Source organism: Streptomyces sp. NPDC021225 (assembly GCF_044332865.1).
Classification (GTDB): domain Bacteria; phylum Actinomycetota; class Actinomycetes; order Streptomycetales; family Streptomycetaceae; genus Streptomyces.
Window position 1 is genome coordinate 429,505 of record NZ_JBIRPV010000001.1, and the last position, 17,063, is coordinate 446,567.

Here is a 17,063-nt window from a genome sequence, read left to right on the forward strand (position 1 = left end):
CCGCCCATCCGGCTGACCACCACGTGGGGGTGGGGGTAGCCCCAGCACGGCCATCACGAGGCGCCGCGGCCCGCCCGGTTCGGTGCCGCCAGCAGTGCCAGGGCCAGGACCGCCAGGCCGCACCAGGACACCACCGGCAGCCGCTCGCCCACGACCGTGACGCCCAGCAGCGCCGCCACCGCGGCTTCGGCCAGGCTGAGGGTGGTGGCCACCGCCGCCGGGGTGTGGCGCAGGCCGTGGCCGAAGAGGCGATAGGCGAGGAAGGCGGGGAACACTCCGAGGTGGAGGGCCACCGCGGCACCTCGGACGGTGGCGAGCCAGGCCGTGCCGGCGGCGAGCAGGACGGGCAGCACCAGCAGCCCCGCCGCGCCGAACATCGCACCCATGACCACACCGGACGGGTGCCCCCGCCGGATGAGCCGCCCGCCGATGAGCGAGTACGCGGCGTAACAACAGCCCCGAGAGCGTGGCGAGCGCGATCCCCGCGGCGTCCCACAACCAGCGGCCAGGGCCGAGCCGACAGGGCCGCTCGGCCCTCGCCCCGTCCGCGCGCTCGGTGTGACAATCCGGCGATGGGACGGACCTCTCGGCAGGCCCCGCCGCCCCCGCTGCGCGCGGGCACCCTCTGGGCCCGGGTGGCTTTCGACGGGAAGGCGGTGAGCGTCACATGGCGGCTCCACCCCGTCCCCGGCCTGCGGACCCGGCGCTATCCGCTGGCCCAGGTGCTGGCCGCGGACTACGCCTGGCTCGGCGGGGAGGGTGAGCGGCGCCGCTTCGACCTGGCCCTGCGCGGACGGAAGCCGGTCCGCGTCGGCGTCCACCCGGGGCTGAGCGGGCGTGGCAGGCGGAAGGAGAGCCGCTGGCAGGAGCTGGTCGCCACCGTGAAGGCGGCGGTGGGGCAGCGGATGCGGTGCGTTCTGTACGGGACGGTGGGGCGCCCGCCGTGGAGCGAGGAGGTGTGGCGGCGGGTCGAGGCGCTGGTGCCGGAGCTGACGTGTTTCGCGTACAGCCGTTATCGCTGGGACTGGGACCGGGTCGAGGAGGTGGGCCACCGCCGGGCGATCGAAGAGGGCGTGCTGGCGGACCTGTCCCGGGCGGGCTCCGACGTGCCGCCCCCGCCCTATCCGCCTCCCCGCGAGGAGTGGCACGAACGTCCGCATAGGGGCGGCGGCGCGCTTGCCGGTTTCATCGGAGACCCCTGGGACGATCCGCGCGAGCGCGAGCCCGAACTGCGCCGGGCCGAGGCCTGGCACGATCTCATCGACGCGCTCGGGCAGGGGCGGGAGGTCACGCTCTCGGCGCGGTGGGCGGCCGAGGAGGCCCCGGCGCTTCTGGCCTGGGGGCACTACTACCTTCGGCGCACGCTCGACCGCCCGAAGCCGCGTATCGTCCACACTCGTGTTCCGCGGCCGAAACGCTGACGTGATGTGTTGTATCGTCCCGTTCGCCTCCTTGTGGCCGCTATGGTCGCTGCGACCGTCACCGGCGAACCACGACGGAGAACCATGACGCACGCGCCCCGGCTGCCCCGCCCCGCCCGGCTGATCGCCCCGCTGCTCGCGGGCGCGCTGATCGCCGCGGTCCCCCCGGATTCCCCGGCGTCCGCCGCCCCCGCCGAGTACAACGCCCCTTGTGCACAAGGCGACGGCTGGGCGCTGTCGGCGACGCGGATCGATCCGGACAGCGGCTTCGACGCCGTCGTCGGCAACGGCTATCTCGGCCAGCGCGTGGCCCCCCACGGCACCGGCTACGCCGCCACCGGCGCCAAGACCGGCTGGCCGCTGTTCACCCCGCGCTACGACGGCTCCTTCGTCGCGGGGCTGTACGCGCACAACATCGCGACGACCGAGGACCGGCAGGTCGCCGCGGCCATCCCGACCTGGACGTCCCTGGACGTGACGACCGGCGGCGCCGGCGCGGAGACCTTCTCCTCCGACACCCCCACCGGCCGCGTCTCCCGCTACCGCCAGACGCTCCACCTCCGCTGCGGCCTCGTCCGCACCTCCCTCACCTGGACCGCGTCCGACGGCCGCGCCACCGACCTCGTCTACGACGTGCTGGCCGACCGCGTCAACGCCCATGTGGGCGCCGTACGGCTGCGCATGACCCCGCACTGGAGCGGCGAGGCGACCGTCACCGACCGCATCGACGGGCGCGGCGCCCGCCGGATCAGCCAGACCGGCGGCAGCGGCTACAGCTACGGCGGCCGCACGATGGACGTCGCGTTCCGTACGGACGGCACGGACACCGACGGGGCGGTCGCCTCCACGCTGCGGCCCGGCGCGGGCGTACGCGACGAGGGGCCGCACCGGGCGGGCCCCGTCAAGGATCTGTCGGCCCGTCAGTACGTCACCTTCCCCGTCGAGCGCGGCCGCAGTTACGAACTGGCCAAATACGTCGGCGTGGACACCGCCCTCACCTCCCGCACCCCGCGCGGCGCCGCCCGCGCCGCGGCGGAGGGGGCGGCGGGGCGGGGCTGGGCCGCGCTGTTCGCGGGCCACGCCGCCGCGTGGGACCGGCTGTGGCGGGCGGACATCGAGGTGGCCGGGCGCGGGCAGGAGGCGGGGGAGCTGCGGCGGTGGCTGCGCTCGGCGCAGTACGGACTGCTGTCCGCGACCCGCCCCGGCACCCGCGACAGCATCTCCCCGACCGGCCTGACCAGCGACAACTACGCCGGGCTGATCTTCTGGGACGCCGAGACCTGGATGTATCCGGGGCTGCTCGCCGCCCACCCCGAACTCGCCGCGACCGTCGTCGAGTACCGCTACCGCACCCGCGCCGCCGCCCGCGCCAACGCGCGCGCGCTCGGCTACCCCGGCCTCTTCTACGGCTGGACCAGCGCGAGCCGGGGCGATCTGTGGTCCGAGTGCCACAGCTGGGACCCGCCGCACTGCCGCACCCAGAACCACCTCCAGAGCGATATCGCGCTCGCGGCCTGGCAGTACTACCTGGCCACGGGGGACACCGACTGGCTGCGCGGGCGCGGCTGGCCGGTGCTCAAGGGGATCGCCGAGTTCTGGGCGGGCCGCGTCACGCGCAACGCCGACGGCAGCTACTCCATCAACGACGTCGCGGGCCCCGACGAGTACAGCAACGGCGTCGACGACGGCGTCTTCACCAACGCCGGCGCGGCCACCGCCCTGCGCGCCGCGACCCGCGCCGCGCGCGTCCTCGGCGAGTCGGCCCCCGCCGCATGGAACCGGATCGCGGGCGGGTTGCGCATCCCGTACGACGCGCGGAAGGACGTCTTCCTCCAGTACGCGGGCTACGACGGCTCGCTGATCAAGCAGGCGGACACGGTGCTGCTCATGTATCCGCTGGAGTGGCCGATGTCCGCGCGGACGGCCGCCGCCACCCTCGACTACTACGCCGCCCGCACCGACCCCGACGGCCCGGCCATGACCGACTCGGTGCACGCCATCGACGCGGCGGGCATCGGCGCGCCCGGCTGCTCGACGTACACCTATCTGACGCGCGCCATCAGGCCGTTCGCGCGCGGGCCGTTCGAGCTGTTCTCGGAGGCGCGCGGGCAGAAGGCGGGCGCCGCGGACCCGCTGTCCGGCTCCCCGGCCCAGGACTTCCTCACCGGCAAGGGCGGGTTTCTCCAGGTCTTCACCCACGGGCTGACCGGCCTGCGGCTGCGCGAGGACCGGGTGCGGCTCGACCCGATGCTGCCGCCCCAGCTCGCCGCCGGGGTCACGGTGCGCGGGCTGCACTGGCAGGGGCGCACCTACGACGTGGCGCTCGGCCCGCACGAGACCGAGGTGCGGCTGACGGACGGCGCGCCCTTCACGATCGAGACCCCGGAGGGGGAGCGGCTGGTGAGCGCCGGCGCCCCCGCCGTCCTCAAGACCCGCCGCCCGGACCTGGCGCCGACCGACAACCTCGCCCGGTGCCGCCCGGCGATGGCGACCTCCGAGGAGCCGGGGATGTACGCGGGGGCGGCGCTGGACGGCAGCCCGGCGACGGCCTGGGTGCCCGACGGCGTGTCGGGCTCGCTCACCGCCGACCTCGGACGCGCCGTACGGATCGCGGAGATCACACCCGAGTGGACGGCGACGCGCCCGGCCTCGTACGAGGTGGAGACGTCGCTGGACGGGCGGGCCTGGCACACGTGGGGCTCTGCCGGGGGCTCGGCGCTCGCGCGCCATGTGCGGGTGACCGTGCGGTCGGCGGACGACAAGCGGCGGGCGGGCATCGCGGAGTTGAGCGTGGCGTCGGCGGGGTAGCGGCCTCCAGGCGGCCTGGTGCGTGTCCATGTGGCGCCTGTCCATGTGGCGCGCGGCGACATGGTGTAGTGGTCCAATTCTTATACCGGCATTAGTATCACGGACATGGTGCGCACCCCTCTCACTCCGCTGGAACGCGAACGCGGCCGCCACCTCGGCCTCCTCCTCCGCCAGGCCCGCGGAGAACGGAGCATGGCCGAGATCGCCGCCGCGGCCGGGATCTCCGCCGAGACCCTCCGCAAGATCGAGACCGGCCGGGCCCCGACCCCCGCCTTCTTCACCATCGCCGCCCTGGTCGGCACGCTCGGGCTCACGCTCGACGAGCTGGCCGAGCGGTGCGCGGCGGTCACGGTGGCGGAGGAGGCCGCACCGGCGGAGGCCGGCGCCGCGGCATAGTGCGGCGCTCAACCCGGGCTCCAGCTGGGCGAATTAGCGTCCGGGCCGCGTCGGCCAACTCGGCCGCGCAGGTCAGGACGCATTCCACCGAGGAGAAACGCCCATGCGCCGCCGTCTCCGCATCGCCCTCGCCACCACCACCGCCGCCCTCGCGCTCTGTAGCTCCCTGGGCGTCGAGGGTGGCAGCGCCACCGCCCGCGCCCGTGCCCAGAACGTCGACCACAAGTGCTCCGACAACGTGGACGTCGACGGCTTCTCCGACTCCCTCGACGGGACCCTCTTCCGGAAGAGGTACGTCGGAAACCTCTCCGGCCTCGCCGTCGACCACGACGGCTCCATCGCCGCGGTCTCCGACCGGTCCCTGCTGTTCCGCCTGAAGGTACAGAGCCAGAACGGGAACCCCACCGCCGAGCCGACCGGGGTGACCGACCTCAGGGACGAGCAGGGATATCCCTCACTCGACTCCGAGGCCCTGGTGATCGACAGCGACAAGACCCGCCTGGTCACGTCCGAGATCGAGCCGTCCATCCGGATCTATGACGAGTCCGGCCGCAATCCCGTCAAGCTGCCCATGCCCAAGAGGCTGCTGGTCAAGCCCGACGGGCGGGCCCCCGACAGGAACCTGACGCTCGAAGGGCTGACCCTCCAGCCCGGCGGCAAGACGCTCGTCGCCTCCATGGAGGGGCCGCTGGAAGGGGACGGCAAGGACACTGCGGGGCATACGCTGGTGCGGCTTCAGAGCTGGCAGCGGGAGCAGGGCCAGAGCGCGAAAGACTTCAAGATCGCCGCGCAGTACGGCTACGCGGTCGACAAGAATCCAGACGTCGCGAGCAAGGATCTCGGCATCTCCGAGATCGCCGCGACTCCCGACGGCCGTCTCCTCGTCATCGAGCGCGGCCATTCCCCGAGTGGCAACACCGTCCGCCTCTACCTCGCCGATCTGAGCGGGGCGACCGACGTCACCAATACCGAGAACCTGCCCGGGTCGGCCCAGCTGGTGAAGAAGACCCTGCTCGCCGACCTCGTCAAGTGCCCCGACCTCGGCGCGCCCGCCAAGCAGTCCCAGCACAACAAGCTGCTCGACAACATCGAGGGCATGGCCGTCACCAGCGCCACCGGAGGGACGCTGAAGCTCCTGCTCGTCAGCGACGACAACGCGAACGTGGCGCAGATCACCCGCCTGTACGCGCTGACCGCCAAGCTGCCCAGCAGCGGGTCCTAGGGGCGGGAACCACAGGTCACAGCGGGGTCCAGGGGCCGAGCCCCCGGGCCCCGTTTTGTTGCGGCAGGATGAAATCCGCACGCCAGGGTGTTGGTGTCTTCCGGTAGCAAAGGCGGATCGGGAGGTCACGGGTGGCGGACGCGATGGCGGACGACGCGGATACAGCGGATACGCGGGAGGGCTGGGCGCGGCGGCTGATCCGCTACTGCTGGCGGTACCGCCGCGACGTGACTCTGGCCCTCGGCGCCTCGCTCGGCGGGATGGCCGTGACGGCGCTGGTGCCGCTCGTCACGAAGCTGATCATCGACGATGTGATCGTCAAGCACGACCGCTCGCTCGCGCCCTGGGCCACGCTGCTGGTCGTCGCCGCGCTCGTGGTCTACGGGCTCACCTTCGTCCGGCGCTACTACGGCGGCCGGCTCGCCCTGGACGTGCAGCACGAGCTGCGCACCGAGATGTTCGCGGCGATCTCGCGGTTCGACGGCAGGCGCCAGGACGAGCTGAGCACCGGGCAGGTCATCGGCCGGGCCACCAGCGATCTCCAGCTCGTCCAGGGGCTGCTCTTCATGGTGCCGATGATGATCGGCAACGTCCTGCTCTTCGTGATCTCGCTGGCCGTGATGGCGGTGCTCTCGCCGGTGCTCACCGTCGTCGCGCTCGCCGTCGCCCCCGCGCTGTGGTTCATCGCCTCGCGCAGCCGCACCCGCCTGTTCCCCGCGACCTGGTACGCCCAGGGGCAGGCGGCGGCGGTCGCCGGGGTCGTGGACGGGGCGGTCACCGGCGTTCGCGTGGTCAAGGGGTTCGGGCAGGAGGAGCAGGAGACCGGGAAGCTCCGCGAGGTCAGCCGCCGGCTGTTCGCCGGCCGGCTGCGGACCGTCCGCCTGAACTCCCGCTACACCCCCGCCCTCCAGGCCGTGCCCGCCCTCGGCCAGGTCGCCATGCTGGCGCTGGGCGGCTGGATGGCCACCCGCGGCCAGGTCACCCTCGGCACCTTCGTGGCCTTCTCCACCTACCTCGCGCAACTGGTCGGGCCGGTCCGGATGCTCACGATGATCCTCACGGTCGGGCAGCAGGCGCGGGCCGGTGCCGAGCGGGTCTTCGAGCTGATCGACACCGAGCCCGCCATCGCGGAGCGCCCCGACGCGCGGGAGCTGCCCGCCGACGCCCCCGCGACGGTCGAGTTCGACCACGTCTCCTTCGGCTACGACGCCGAGCGCCCCGTCCTCGACGACCTGTCCCTGCGGATCGAGCCGGGCGAGACGGTCGCGGTCGTCGGCGCGTCCGGCAGCGGCAAGTCGACCCTCGCGCTGCTGCTGCCCCGCTTCTACGACGTGTCGGCGGGGGCGGTGCGGGTCGGCGGCCACGATGTGCGCGAGCTGACGTACGAATCGCTGCGCGCCGCGATCGGGCTGGTGCCGGAGGACAGCTTCCTGTTCTCGGACACGGTGCGCGCCAACATCGCGTACGGGCAGCCCGACGCGACCGAGGAGCAGATCCGGGCCGCGGCCCGCGCCGCCCAGGCCGACGGCTTCATCTCGGCGCTGCCCGACGGCTACGACACCGAGGTCGGCGAGCAGGGCCTGACCCTCTCCGGCGGCCAGCGCCAGCGTGTCGCCCTGGCCCGCGCGATCCTCACCGACCCGCGGCTGCTCGTCCTCGACGACGCCACATCGGCGGTGGACGCGCGGGTCGAGCACGAGATCCACGAGGCGCTGCGGGGCGTCATGGCGGGGCGTACGACGCTGCTCATCGCCCACCGCCTGTCGACCCTCGCCCTGGCCGACCGCATCGCCGTGCTCGACCGCGGCCGCCTCGCCGACATCGGCACCCACGAGGAGCTGCGGGAGCGCAGCGCGCTCTACCGGCGGCTGCTGACCGACCCGGACGAGCTCAGCGGGATCGCCCGCGACCCGGCGGGCAGCGTGGCGGCCGGCGCGGTGGGCGGCGACGGCGCGGTGGCGGTCGCCGGGGCCTTCGGCGGCGAGGCGTCGGCCACCGGGCTCGCCGTGCCGTACCTCGACGGCGTACCCGGCCCGGACGGCGAGAGCTGGGGCGCCCGTACGGTCATCAGCAGCACTCTCGCGCGGCAGGACGGCGACGACGACGCGGCGGAAAACGGCGTGACGCCCGAGCTGTGGGTGCGGCGCGCCGACGCGGACGGGGACAGCGACCTGCCCGGCGGCGGAGCGGCCCCCGCCGCCACCGCCGCGGCTGCCGCCCCCGGCCCCGGAATGGCCGGGGCGCTCGCCGGGATGCCCGCCACCCCCGAGCTGCTGGCCAAGGTCGCGGCGCTGCCGCCCGCCACCGACACGCCCGACATCGACGAGCAGCGGGCCGCGCGCCCCGAGCGGGCGTACGGGCTGCGGCAGTTGCTGCGCGGGTTCGGCGCGCCGCTCGCGGTCAGCCTGCTGCTGGTCGCGGTCGACGCGCTGGCCGGGCTGCTGCTGCCGGTGCTCATCCGGCACGGCATCGACCAGGGCGTCCAGCGGATGGCGCTGGGCGCGGTGTGGGCCGCCTCCGGGCTGGCGCTCGTCGTCGTCCTCGCGCAGTGGGCCGCGCAGATCGGCGAGACGCGGATGACCGGGCGGACCGGCGAGCGCGTCCTGTACTCGCTGCGGGTGAAGATCTTCGCGCAGCTCCAGCGGCTCGGTCTTGACTACTACGAGCGCGAGCTGACCGGCAAGATCATGACCCGGATGACCACGGACGTGGACGCGCTGTCCACCTTCCTCCAGACCGGCCTGGTCACCGCCGTCGTCTCCCTGCTGACCTTCTTCGGCATCCTGGTCGCGCTGCTGATCATCGACGTCCAGCTGGCGCTCGTGGTGTTCGCGGCGCTGCCGCTGCTCGTCGTCGGCACGATCTTCTTCCGGCGGCAGAGCGTCAAGACGTACGAGCTGGCGCGCGAGCGGGTCAGCGTGGTCAACGCGGACCTTCAGGAGAGCGTGGCCGGACTGCGCATCGTGCAGGCCTTCCGCCGCGAGCGGGCGGGCCGGGAGCGGTTCGCGGGGCGCAGCGACGCGTACCGCCGGGCGCGGGTGCGCGGCCAGTGGCTGATCTCGGTGTACTTCCCCTTCGTCCAGCTGCTGTCGTCCGTCGCGGCCGCGCTGGTGCTGATCGTCGGCGCCGGGCGGGTCGGCGACAACACGCTGACGGCGGGCGCGCTGGTCGCCTATCTCCTCTACATCGACCTGTTCTTCGCCCCGGTCCAGCAGCTCTCCCAGGTCTTCGACGGCTACCAGCAGGCCACCGTCTCGCTGCGGCGCATCCAGGAGCTGCTGCGCGAGCCGACGAAGACCCCGCTCGCCGACGCGCCGCGCGAGGTGCGGGCGCTGCGCGGCGAGGTCACCTTCGACGGGGTGCGCTTCGGGTACGGGGACGATGGCGACGAGGCGCTGGCGGGCATCGACCTGACGATCCCCGCCGGGCAGACCGTCGCCTTCGTCGGCGAGACGGGCGCGGGCAAGTCCACGCTCGTCAAGCTGGTCGCGCGGTTCTACGACCCCTCCGCCGGGGCCGTGCGGGTGGACGGCACGGATGTGCGCGAGCTCGATCTCACGGCGTACCGCAACCGCCTGGGCGTTGTACCGCAGGAGCCGTATCTGTTCCCCGGGACGGTGCGCGACGCCATCGCGTACGGGCGCCCGGACGCGAGCGACGCGGAGGTGGAGGCGGCGGCCCGCGCGGTCGGCGCCCACGCCATGGTGGCCTCGCTCGACGGCGGCTATCTGCACGAGGTCACCGAGCGCGGGCGCAATCTGTCAGCCGGGCAGCGCCAGCTCATCGCACTGGCCCGCGCCGAGCTGGTCGGCCCGGACATCCTGCTGCTCGACGAGGCCACGGCCGCGCTCGACCTGGCCACCGAGGCCCTGGTGAACCAGGCCACGGACCGCCTGGCGGGCAGGCGTACCACGCTGGTCGTCGCGCACCGGCTGACGACCGCGGCCCGCGCGGACCGGGTGGTGGTCCTGGATCACGGGCGGGTCGTCGAGGACGGTACGCACGAGGAGTTGGTGGCCCTCGATGGTCGGTACGCCGAGTTGTGGCGCACCTTCACGGGGGAGACGGCTCCGACGGCCGTCGCCTGATGGTGTCGTCGCTCGAGGGCGGCGTCGTCTGTTGACGGCGTCGTCCGACGGCATTTACCCGTAACCCCCGTGGTGACTCTCGGCATTCAGCCGATGTTACCCACCGTTACATCACGGTTCCATACCGCTGGCCCTGGCTATCCCCTCCACCTCACGCCGGTCTCGTTCCCGCTGTTCCGCGTCCGCGGCCACCCGCTGCTTGTGACGGAGGAGGAAGTCGGGGTCCTCCGCCCGGTCCTGGGGCACCAGGACCTTCATGCCCTTGGCGTGCGGGCTGTCGCCGAGGTCGACGACCACCCGCTCGTCCTGGGAGGTGAGCAGGCCGAACAGCACCAGCAGCTCCGCCTGTAGAGCGGGGGTGAACAGCTCTTTCTCCTCCGGCCCCATGCCGAGTTCGTACGTCCCCCCGTGGACGGCCGGTGAGGTGCTCAGCTCGCGCAGCAGCCGCATGAGCAGCTCCAACGAGCGAGGATCGATTCGGTTCTGCAATTCGGTCAGATACTGGGTCAGCCGCTCGGCCCGTTCGCTCCGGTCGTGCCGTTCGTCTCGGTCCATGTAGGCAGGATGAGCCATCACAGCCCGCTACGAAAGAGGGCGGAGCCCACAACTCTCCGTATTCGGGCTCCGGTTGCCGGGTCTGGCGGCCCCACCTGTGCCCCGATAGGTTCTCGGCGATCCGTGCGAACTCATGGGGAGGGCGAATGGGCAAGGCGCTCAGATGGCTGTTGGCGCTGGTGATGCTGGTGGGAGCGGTCGGCGCCGGCGTCGGCAGCGCGTCCGCGGCACCGGCCACCGCGAAACCGGCCACCGCGGAGCCTGACATCAAGGACCGAATACTCGCGATACCCGGAATGCGGCTCGTCGAGGAAAAGCCGTATGACGGCTACCGCTTTTTCGTACTGACCTACACGCAGCCGATCGACCACCGTCACCCGGCCAAGGGGACCTTCGAGCAGCGCTTCACCCTGCTGCACAAATCCACCGACCGGCCCACGGTGTTCTTCACCTCGGGCTACAACGTCAACACCAGCCCGCGCCGCAGTGAGCCGACCCAGATCGTCGACGGCAACCAGGTGTCGCTGGAGTATCGCTTCTTCACTCCGTCCCGGCCCCAGCCCGCCGACTGGTCCAAGCTCGACATCTGGCAGGCGGCCAGTGACCAGCACCGCCTCTACCGGGCCCTGAAGCCGGTCTACGGCAAGAAGTGGCTGGCCACCGGCGGCAGCAAGGGCGGCATGACCGCCACGTACTACCGCCGCTTCTACCCGAACGACATGGACGCCACCGTCGCCTACGTCGCGCCCAACGACGTGGTCAACGAGGAGGATTCGGCCTACGACCGCTTCTTCGCCTCCGTCGGCACCGCCGAGTGCCGCACCAAGCTGAACGCGGTGCAGCGCGAGGCGCTGGTGCGGCGCGAGGAGATCCTGGCCCGCTACCAGAAGTGGGCGGACGACGAGGGGCAGACCTTCACGGTCGTCGGCAGCGCGGACAAGGCGTACGAGAACGTCGCCCTCGACCTGGTGTGGGCCTTCTGGCAGTACCACGGGGTGAGCGAGTGCGCCGACGTGCCCGCGCCGACCGCCTCGACCGACGAGCTGTACACCTTCGTCGACGACATCTCCGGCTTCGCCGCCTACACCGACCAGGGCCTGGAGACCTACACGCCGTACTACTACCAGGCGGGCACGGAACTGGGCTCGCCCAGCTTCGACACCCCGCACCTGGACGGGCTGCTGCGCTACCCGGGCATCTACACCCCGCGCAGCTATGTGCCCCGCGAGATCCCGATGCGCTTCCGGCCGAACGCGATGCGGGACGTCGACACCTGGGTGCGGCACGACGCGCGGCGGATGCTGTTCGTGTACGGGCAGAACGACCCGTGGGGCGCGGAGCGGTTCCGGCTCGGCAAGGGCGCCGAGGACTCGTACGTCTACACCGTCGCCGGCGGCAACCACGGCTCCAGCATCGCCCAGCTCGCGGCCGACGAGAAGGCCAAGGCCACGGCCGCGGTGCAGCGGTGGGCGGGCGTCCAGCCCGCGGCGAAGCCGCTGGCCCCGTACGACGCGCGGCTCGACCGCCGGGACGTCGAGCGCGAGCCGGCCCTGCGGCCGTAAGGGGGCCTGAGCGCGGAGGGCGGCGAGACAGGACTCGGCGAGTGCGCCGAAGTCCGCTCGCCGCCCTTTCCGCGCATGGGGGGCTTCCGCGGCCCCGCGGACATATCGGCCCCGCAGATCATGGCTGAAAATCGACTCCCTGACGGGTGAATCGGGAGTGACAGTTAGGGCTGCCGAGGAGAACCAGTGCTTCGGCTAGTTCCAGTCCGTGCACCTTGACACACCAGGGAGAAGCATGCGCACTGAGATTGTTCTTAAGAATGATGACCTTGACCTCGACCTAGACCTCGATCTGCGCGTCTCCGACCTTCCGGAGGGAACGGAGCAGTTCGGGCAGGGCACGTTCACCTCGCCGAGCAGCTACGCGATCGGTACCCGCTGCCCCGTTTGTTGCGCGTAGGGGCCGGATGACCGGGCGGGGCAGGCAGTGCCTGCCCCGCTGTTCTGTATCCCAGGCGAGGCGAGGAAACAGGGACGTGCGACCGGAGTCCGAAATCTTCGAGGTACGTGAACCGGTGCTGGTGCGGATCGCGAGCAGGCCCCGGGACCGCGCCGAGGCCGTGATCAGCCCCGACGACCCCGTGCCCGGCATCCGCAGCCTGGCCGCCGACCCCCTGCTCCAGCAGGCCGTCCACGTCGCCAGCGGCAGTCTGGCCCTCAGTCTCCGGCGCCTGGGCGACGACGAGGAGGCGGCGGCCTACGGCCGCAAGCGCACCCTGAGCGCCGCACGGACCCTCACCCGGTACGCGCGGCGGTCCGGCGGACGCCCCACCCCCTTCGGACTCTTCGCGGGAGTGGGCAGGGCCCGCTTCGGCCCCGCCGCCAAGGCGGGGTTCCGGGGCTCCGGCGAGGTGTCGGTCCGCCTTGACGGAGCCTGGCTGCACCGCCGCGTGACGGCCTGGCTGGCCCACCCCGGGGTGCGCCGCCGGGTGGATGTGATCCTCAACGACCTGTGCGTCCTCCGGGACGGCCGACTGACGCTGCGCACCGGCGAGCGGCAGACCTCGGTCCGCGACAACGCGCTGGTCGCCGCGGTGCGCGAACTCACCGCCGGCCCAGTCCCCTACGCCGCTCTGTTCGACGAGCTGTCCCGCCGCTTCCCCACACTCGGCCCGGAGCGCCTCGACGCCCAACTCGGCGGTCTCGTCCAGCATGGCCTCCTGCTCACCTCGCTGACCCCGCACCGCATCGACGACGAGTACCTCGACCGGATCGAGGCCGCGCTCCAGGACACCCTTCCCGACACGGCCGCGGGACTGCGCTCGATCCGCTCGGCCGCCGCCGCCCATGAACAGGACCCTCCCGGCGAGGGACTCGCCTCCTGGCAGGCACTTCTCGACCGGGTCCGCCGCCTCGACGCACCCGGAGAGAGCGGTGACGGGCACCAGCGGCCACCGGTCCACGTCGATCTGCGGATGCCCGCCGACTTCGTCGTACCGCACACGGTCGGTGCGGAAGTGCGCCGCTACGCTGCCGCGATCTGGGCGATGACGCCCGAGTGGACGACGCTCGAGTACATGCGGGACTACCGGGACCGCTTCATCGAGCGGTACGGAACCGCATCGGCCGTGCCCCTCGCCGATCTCGTCGACCCGCACCGCGGTCTTGGACTGCCGCCCGAGTACGCGGATCCGCCCGCCCATCCGCGCACCGGACCGGGTGACGACGCCGACCGCACGCGCCGTGGCGTGATCGCGGAACTCGTCCAGCAGGCCGTCCTCGCCGGAACCGACATCGAGCTCACCGACGACGACGTGGCACGTCTGGCCACCGCCGCGGGACACGACCCCGACGCCAGGCCTCCGCGCACCCTCGAACTGTGCTTCCAGATTCTCGCGGACAGCCTGGACGCCCTGGACCGGGGAGACTTCCAGCTCCTCGGCAGCCCGCACATCGGCTCCTGGACGGGCGGCGCCACCGCGGGCCGATTCGCCGCCACCACCGGCCTCACCGAGGAACTCTCCCGGCTCGTCTCGCACTCCGCCGGCTCGGACAGCCTGCTGGCGCAGGTGGACGTCGCGCCCCGCGACCCTCGTTCGCTCAACATCGTCCAGGTGCCGCGCCTGCTGGCGCACCGCATCCCCATCGGCGTCGCCGACGACCGCGGCGACCCCCACTGCCTGGACTGGCGCACGTTGCTGGTGGCGGCCGGTGCGGACGGACTGAGACTGCTGCACGAACCCACGGAGCGTCAGGTCGTGCCGGTGTTCCCGCACATGCTGGCGCTCGACACCCAGGCGCCCCCGGTGGCCCGCTTCCTGTCGGATCTGGCCGCGGCCCGTCCCCGCGTATGGTCCGGCTGGGACTGGGCCGGCCTGGACGTCCTTCCCTACCTGCCCCGGGTTCGCTACGGCCGGGTCCTGGCGGCCCCCCGCCGCTGGCTGCCGGGCCGACGGCTGCGCGACGCCGCCCGCGCGCAGGGCGGATCCGCGTGGCAGGAGGGGCTGCGCGAGTGGCGGCGGCGCCTCGTCGTACCCGACCGCGTGCAGATCGCCAGGAATGATCAGATGTACCCGATCGACCTGCGCGACCCATGGGACCAGGACCTGCTGCGCTCCGAACTGACCGCCGCGCAGCCCCGCTTCGTCCTGTACGAGGACATCACCGCCGACGGTGCGCACCTGGGCTGGAACGCGGGGCACAGCACCGAGATCGTGGTGCCTCTGGTGCGCGCCTCCGAGACCCGCCGTTCCTCCGCACCGTCCGCCTCCGCACCGTCCGCCTCCACGCCGTCCGCCTCCGCGCCGTCCGCCTCCGCACCGGTCCGGCGCGCCCCGACCCGGGTCCACCTGCCCGGTGAGGACTGGCTGTTCGTCAAGGTGTACGCGGAACCGGCAGCTCACGACGGACTCTTGACCGACCACCTGCCGCAGTGGCTTTCGGACATCGAGAAGGACGTCGACCGATGGTTCTTCCTGCGCTACCGGGACCCGGAGCCACATCTGCGGCTGCGTTTCCATGGAGATCCGGACGTGTTGAACGGTCGTGTCCTGCCCGCCCTCAGCCGCCGCATCCGCGATTCGGTCGGTTCCGGTGCCCTGCGCACCATGGCCCTGGACGTGTACCGGCCCGAGACCGACCGTTACGGCGGCGACTCCCTCCAGGAGGCGGCCGAGCGTATGTTCCAGACGGACAGCCTCTCCGCACTGCTCCAGTTGCGTGCGCGCGGGGCGGGGGCGTCAGCCATGCCCGACGAGGTGCTGGCCGCCCTGGGACACGCTGTCCTGCTGGACTCCCTGGGGGACTGGGACTGGTGCGCCTGGGTGGACCGCATGATCGCCAAAGGACCGGAACACGACGCTTACCAACGGCATCGGTCGACGGCCCACCACCTGATCCGCCCCGGCGAGACCGGCGAGACCGCCCGCCTGGCCGCCGAGGAACTGTCGTCCCCGGCGCTCGCGCGGCTATGGACCGAGACACCGGAGCCGCGCGCCTACGGCCGTCTGATTCTGGCCACTTCGCCCGCCGACCGTGACGAGGCGGTGCTCTCCCTTCTCCACATGCGGCACAACCGCCTTTTCGGCGTCGGTCCGGCGGCTGAGGCCCGCGGATACGCCGTACTTCGCGGCGTGGCCCGCGCCCACATCGGAAGGAGGGCTCATGCTCCCCGCCCTGCCTCCTCCCTGCTTACCCCCGGGAGGGCCGGATGAGCGGCACAGCCCACAGCGAGCCGGCCACCGCGCGGACACGTGCCGCTGTACGTGAACGTGCGCAGGCCGTCTCCGCCCAGATCCTCGACCGGCTGGCCGACCCCGCCGCCACCATGGCCGCCACACGCATCCCCGCCGAGGCCGCCGACGACGGTGTCCCCGAAGGCATCTGGGCCGAACTGACCCTCGGCAGTGGAAGCCCCGGCCTGTCCATCGCGTTCAGCGGAGTGCACCACCGTGCGGCTGAGCAGGCGCCCCGGGCGCATGCCTATCTCGGAGTGGCGACACGGGCGGTGGCCTCCGGGACCGTGGCCCCGAGCGGCATCTTCAAGGGGCCGGGAGCACTGGCCTTCGCGGTGCTGATCGCCCATCGCGGCACCGGCGGTTACCTCTCCGCGCTCCAGCGTCTCGACGCCTACCAGCGTGATCTGGTGGGCACCGTACTGCCTCCGGTCGTGGACGACGCCCCACTTCCCACCATCGGCCACTACGAGGTGGTCCGCGGTCTGACCGGAGTCGGCCGCTACCTTCTCGCCCGCGTCGAGAGCTGCGGTGAGGCGCTCGAAAGCGTCCTCGGCTACTTGATACGCCTGGCGCGCGGGACCGTCGGGCACCGCGGGCACCGCGTGCCCCGGTGGTGGGCTCTGGACGCTCCACGGATCGGTTCGGAGGCCGCGTTTCCCGGCGGCCACCTCAACCTCGGCATCTCACACGGTGTCGCGGGCCCTCTTGCGCTGATGTCGCTCGCCTGGCAGCAGGGCGTCAGGCTGCCGGATCAGCGGGAGGCCATCGAGTCCATGGCGGACCTGCTGGTGCGGTGGTCGGTCGAAGACGGGCACGGCGTCTTCTGGCCCGGCCATCTCAGCCTCGCCCAGTGGCTGGCCGGCCCGGAGGAGTACGGCGATCCCGCCGGATGGCCGTCGTGGTGCTACGGCGCCCCCGGCGTCTCGCGCGCCCTCCAACTGGCCGGACTGGCACTGGGACGCGAAGACTGGGCGGCCCTGTCGCGAGCGTCGGTGGAGCGGCTGCTGACCCTGCCCATGCACGACTGGGGCATCCACGATCACGCCCTGTGCCACGGCTGGGCAGGCGCCCTGCACCAACTCGGCCGTCTCAACGAACACTTCCAGGACCCGCGGATCGAGGTTCTCCGGGACCGGCTGGCCACCGAGTTGACCAGTGCCTTCGACCCGGACCTGCCGTTCGGCCACCGCTTCACCATGACAGCGGTGCCCTACGGCTCCGACGTCTCGGGCTACCTGGACGGTGCCGCGGGCGTCGCCCTGGCCCTCGATTCCTACGCGGCGGGAACCACCTCATCCGGCTGGGACATGCCCTTGCTGCTGTCCTGACCTTCA

11 protein-coding genes are annotated in these 17,063 nt (G+C 72.4%); 9 read left to right on the forward strand and 2 right to left on the reverse strand.

Annotated features, from left to right (window positions below; genetic code table 11):
* Positions 1 to 53: 53 nt before the first annotated feature.
* Entirely contained in the window at positions 54 to 680 is a 627-nt protein-coding gene (locus tag ACH4S9_RS02015; protein ID WP_398369210.1) for an EamA family transporter, read from the reverse strand.
* Here ACH4S9_RS02015 and ACH4S9_RS02020 point away from each other — a divergent pair.
* From ACH4S9_RS02020 to ACH4S9_RS02040, 5 genes are all read left to right on the forward strand, one after another.
* Positions 573 to 1,421, forward strand: a complete 849-nt coding sequence (locus ACH4S9_RS02020) for a hypothetical protein (protein WP_398370558.1) — start codon at positions 573 to 575, stop codon at positions 1,419 to 1,421. The two genes, ACH4S9_RS02015 and ACH4S9_RS02020, sit on opposite strands and share 108 nt — an antisense overlap.
* Positions 1,422 to 1,505: 84 nt before the next feature.
* A complete protein-coding gene (locus ACH4S9_RS02025; RefSeq protein WP_398369212.1) occupies positions 1,506 to 4,229 on the forward strand; it encodes a discoidin domain-containing protein in 2,724 nt (907 codons plus the stop codon).
* Positions 4,230 to 4,334: 105 nt separating this feature from the next.
* Entirely contained in the window at positions 4,335 to 4,625 is a 291-nt protein-coding gene (locus tag ACH4S9_RS02030; RefSeq protein ID WP_311729677.1) for a helix-turn-helix transcriptional regulator, read from the forward strand.
* 103 nt (positions 4,626 to 4,728) lie between these two features.
* A complete protein-coding gene (locus ACH4S9_RS02035; protein WP_398369214.1) occupies positions 4,729 to 5,847 on the forward strand; it encodes an esterase-like activity of phytase family protein in 1,119 nt (372 codons plus the stop codon).
* 143 nt (positions 5,848 to 5,990) lie between these two features.
* Positions 5,991 to 9,935 carry an ABC transporter ATP-binding protein gene (locus tag ACH4S9_RS02040; RefSeq protein ID WP_398370488.1) on the forward strand — a complete coding sequence of 1,315 codons (3,945 nt, stop codon included), beginning with the start codon at positions 5,991 to 5,993 and terminating at the stop codon, positions 9,933 to 9,935.
* A 111-nt stretch (positions 9,936 to 10,046) separates the two neighbouring features.
* On the opposite strand, the gene ACH4S9_RS02045 is transcribed toward ACH4S9_RS02040, so the two are convergent.
* Complete coding sequence (locus ACH4S9_RS02045; protein WP_311729675.1) at positions 10,047 to 10,490, reverse strand: hypothetical protein; 444 nt, start codon at positions 10,488 to 10,490, stop codon at positions 10,047 to 10,049.
* Positions 10,491 to 10,636: 146 nt separating this feature from the next.
* On the opposite strand from ACH4S9_RS02045, the gene ACH4S9_RS02050 reads away from it, so the two are divergent.
* The 4 genes from ACH4S9_RS02050 (at position 10,637) to ACH4S9_RS02065 (ending at position 17,057) form a co-directional block, all read left to right on the forward strand.
* The gene (locus ACH4S9_RS02050; RefSeq protein ID WP_398369217.1) at positions 10,637 to 12,052 is read left to right on the forward strand and encodes a S28 family serine protease; all 1,416 of its coding nucleotides are present in this window, start codon (positions 10,637 to 10,639) and stop codon (positions 12,050 to 12,052) included.
* 235 nt (positions 12,053 to 12,287) lie between these two features.
* A complete protein-coding gene (gene lanA / locus ACH4S9_RS02055) occupies positions 12,288 to 12,452 on the forward strand; it encodes an SCO0268 family class II lanthipeptide (protein ID WP_311729673.1) in 165 nt (54 codons plus the stop codon).
* 76 nt (positions 12,453 to 12,528) lie between these two features.
* A complete protein-coding gene (locus ACH4S9_RS02060) occupies positions 12,529 to 15,705 on the forward strand; it encodes a lantibiotic dehydratase (RefSeq protein ID WP_398369219.1) in 3,177 nt (1,058 codons plus the stop codon).
* Positions 15,702 to 17,057, forward strand: a complete 1,356-nt coding sequence (locus ACH4S9_RS02065; protein WP_398369221.1) for a lanthionine synthetase C family protein — start codon at positions 15,702 to 15,704, stop codon at positions 17,055 to 17,057. The genes ACH4S9_RS02060 and ACH4S9_RS02065 overlap by 4 nt, the downstream gene beginning before the upstream one ends.
* The last annotated feature ends 6 nt before the right edge of the window (positions 17,058 to 17,063 follow it).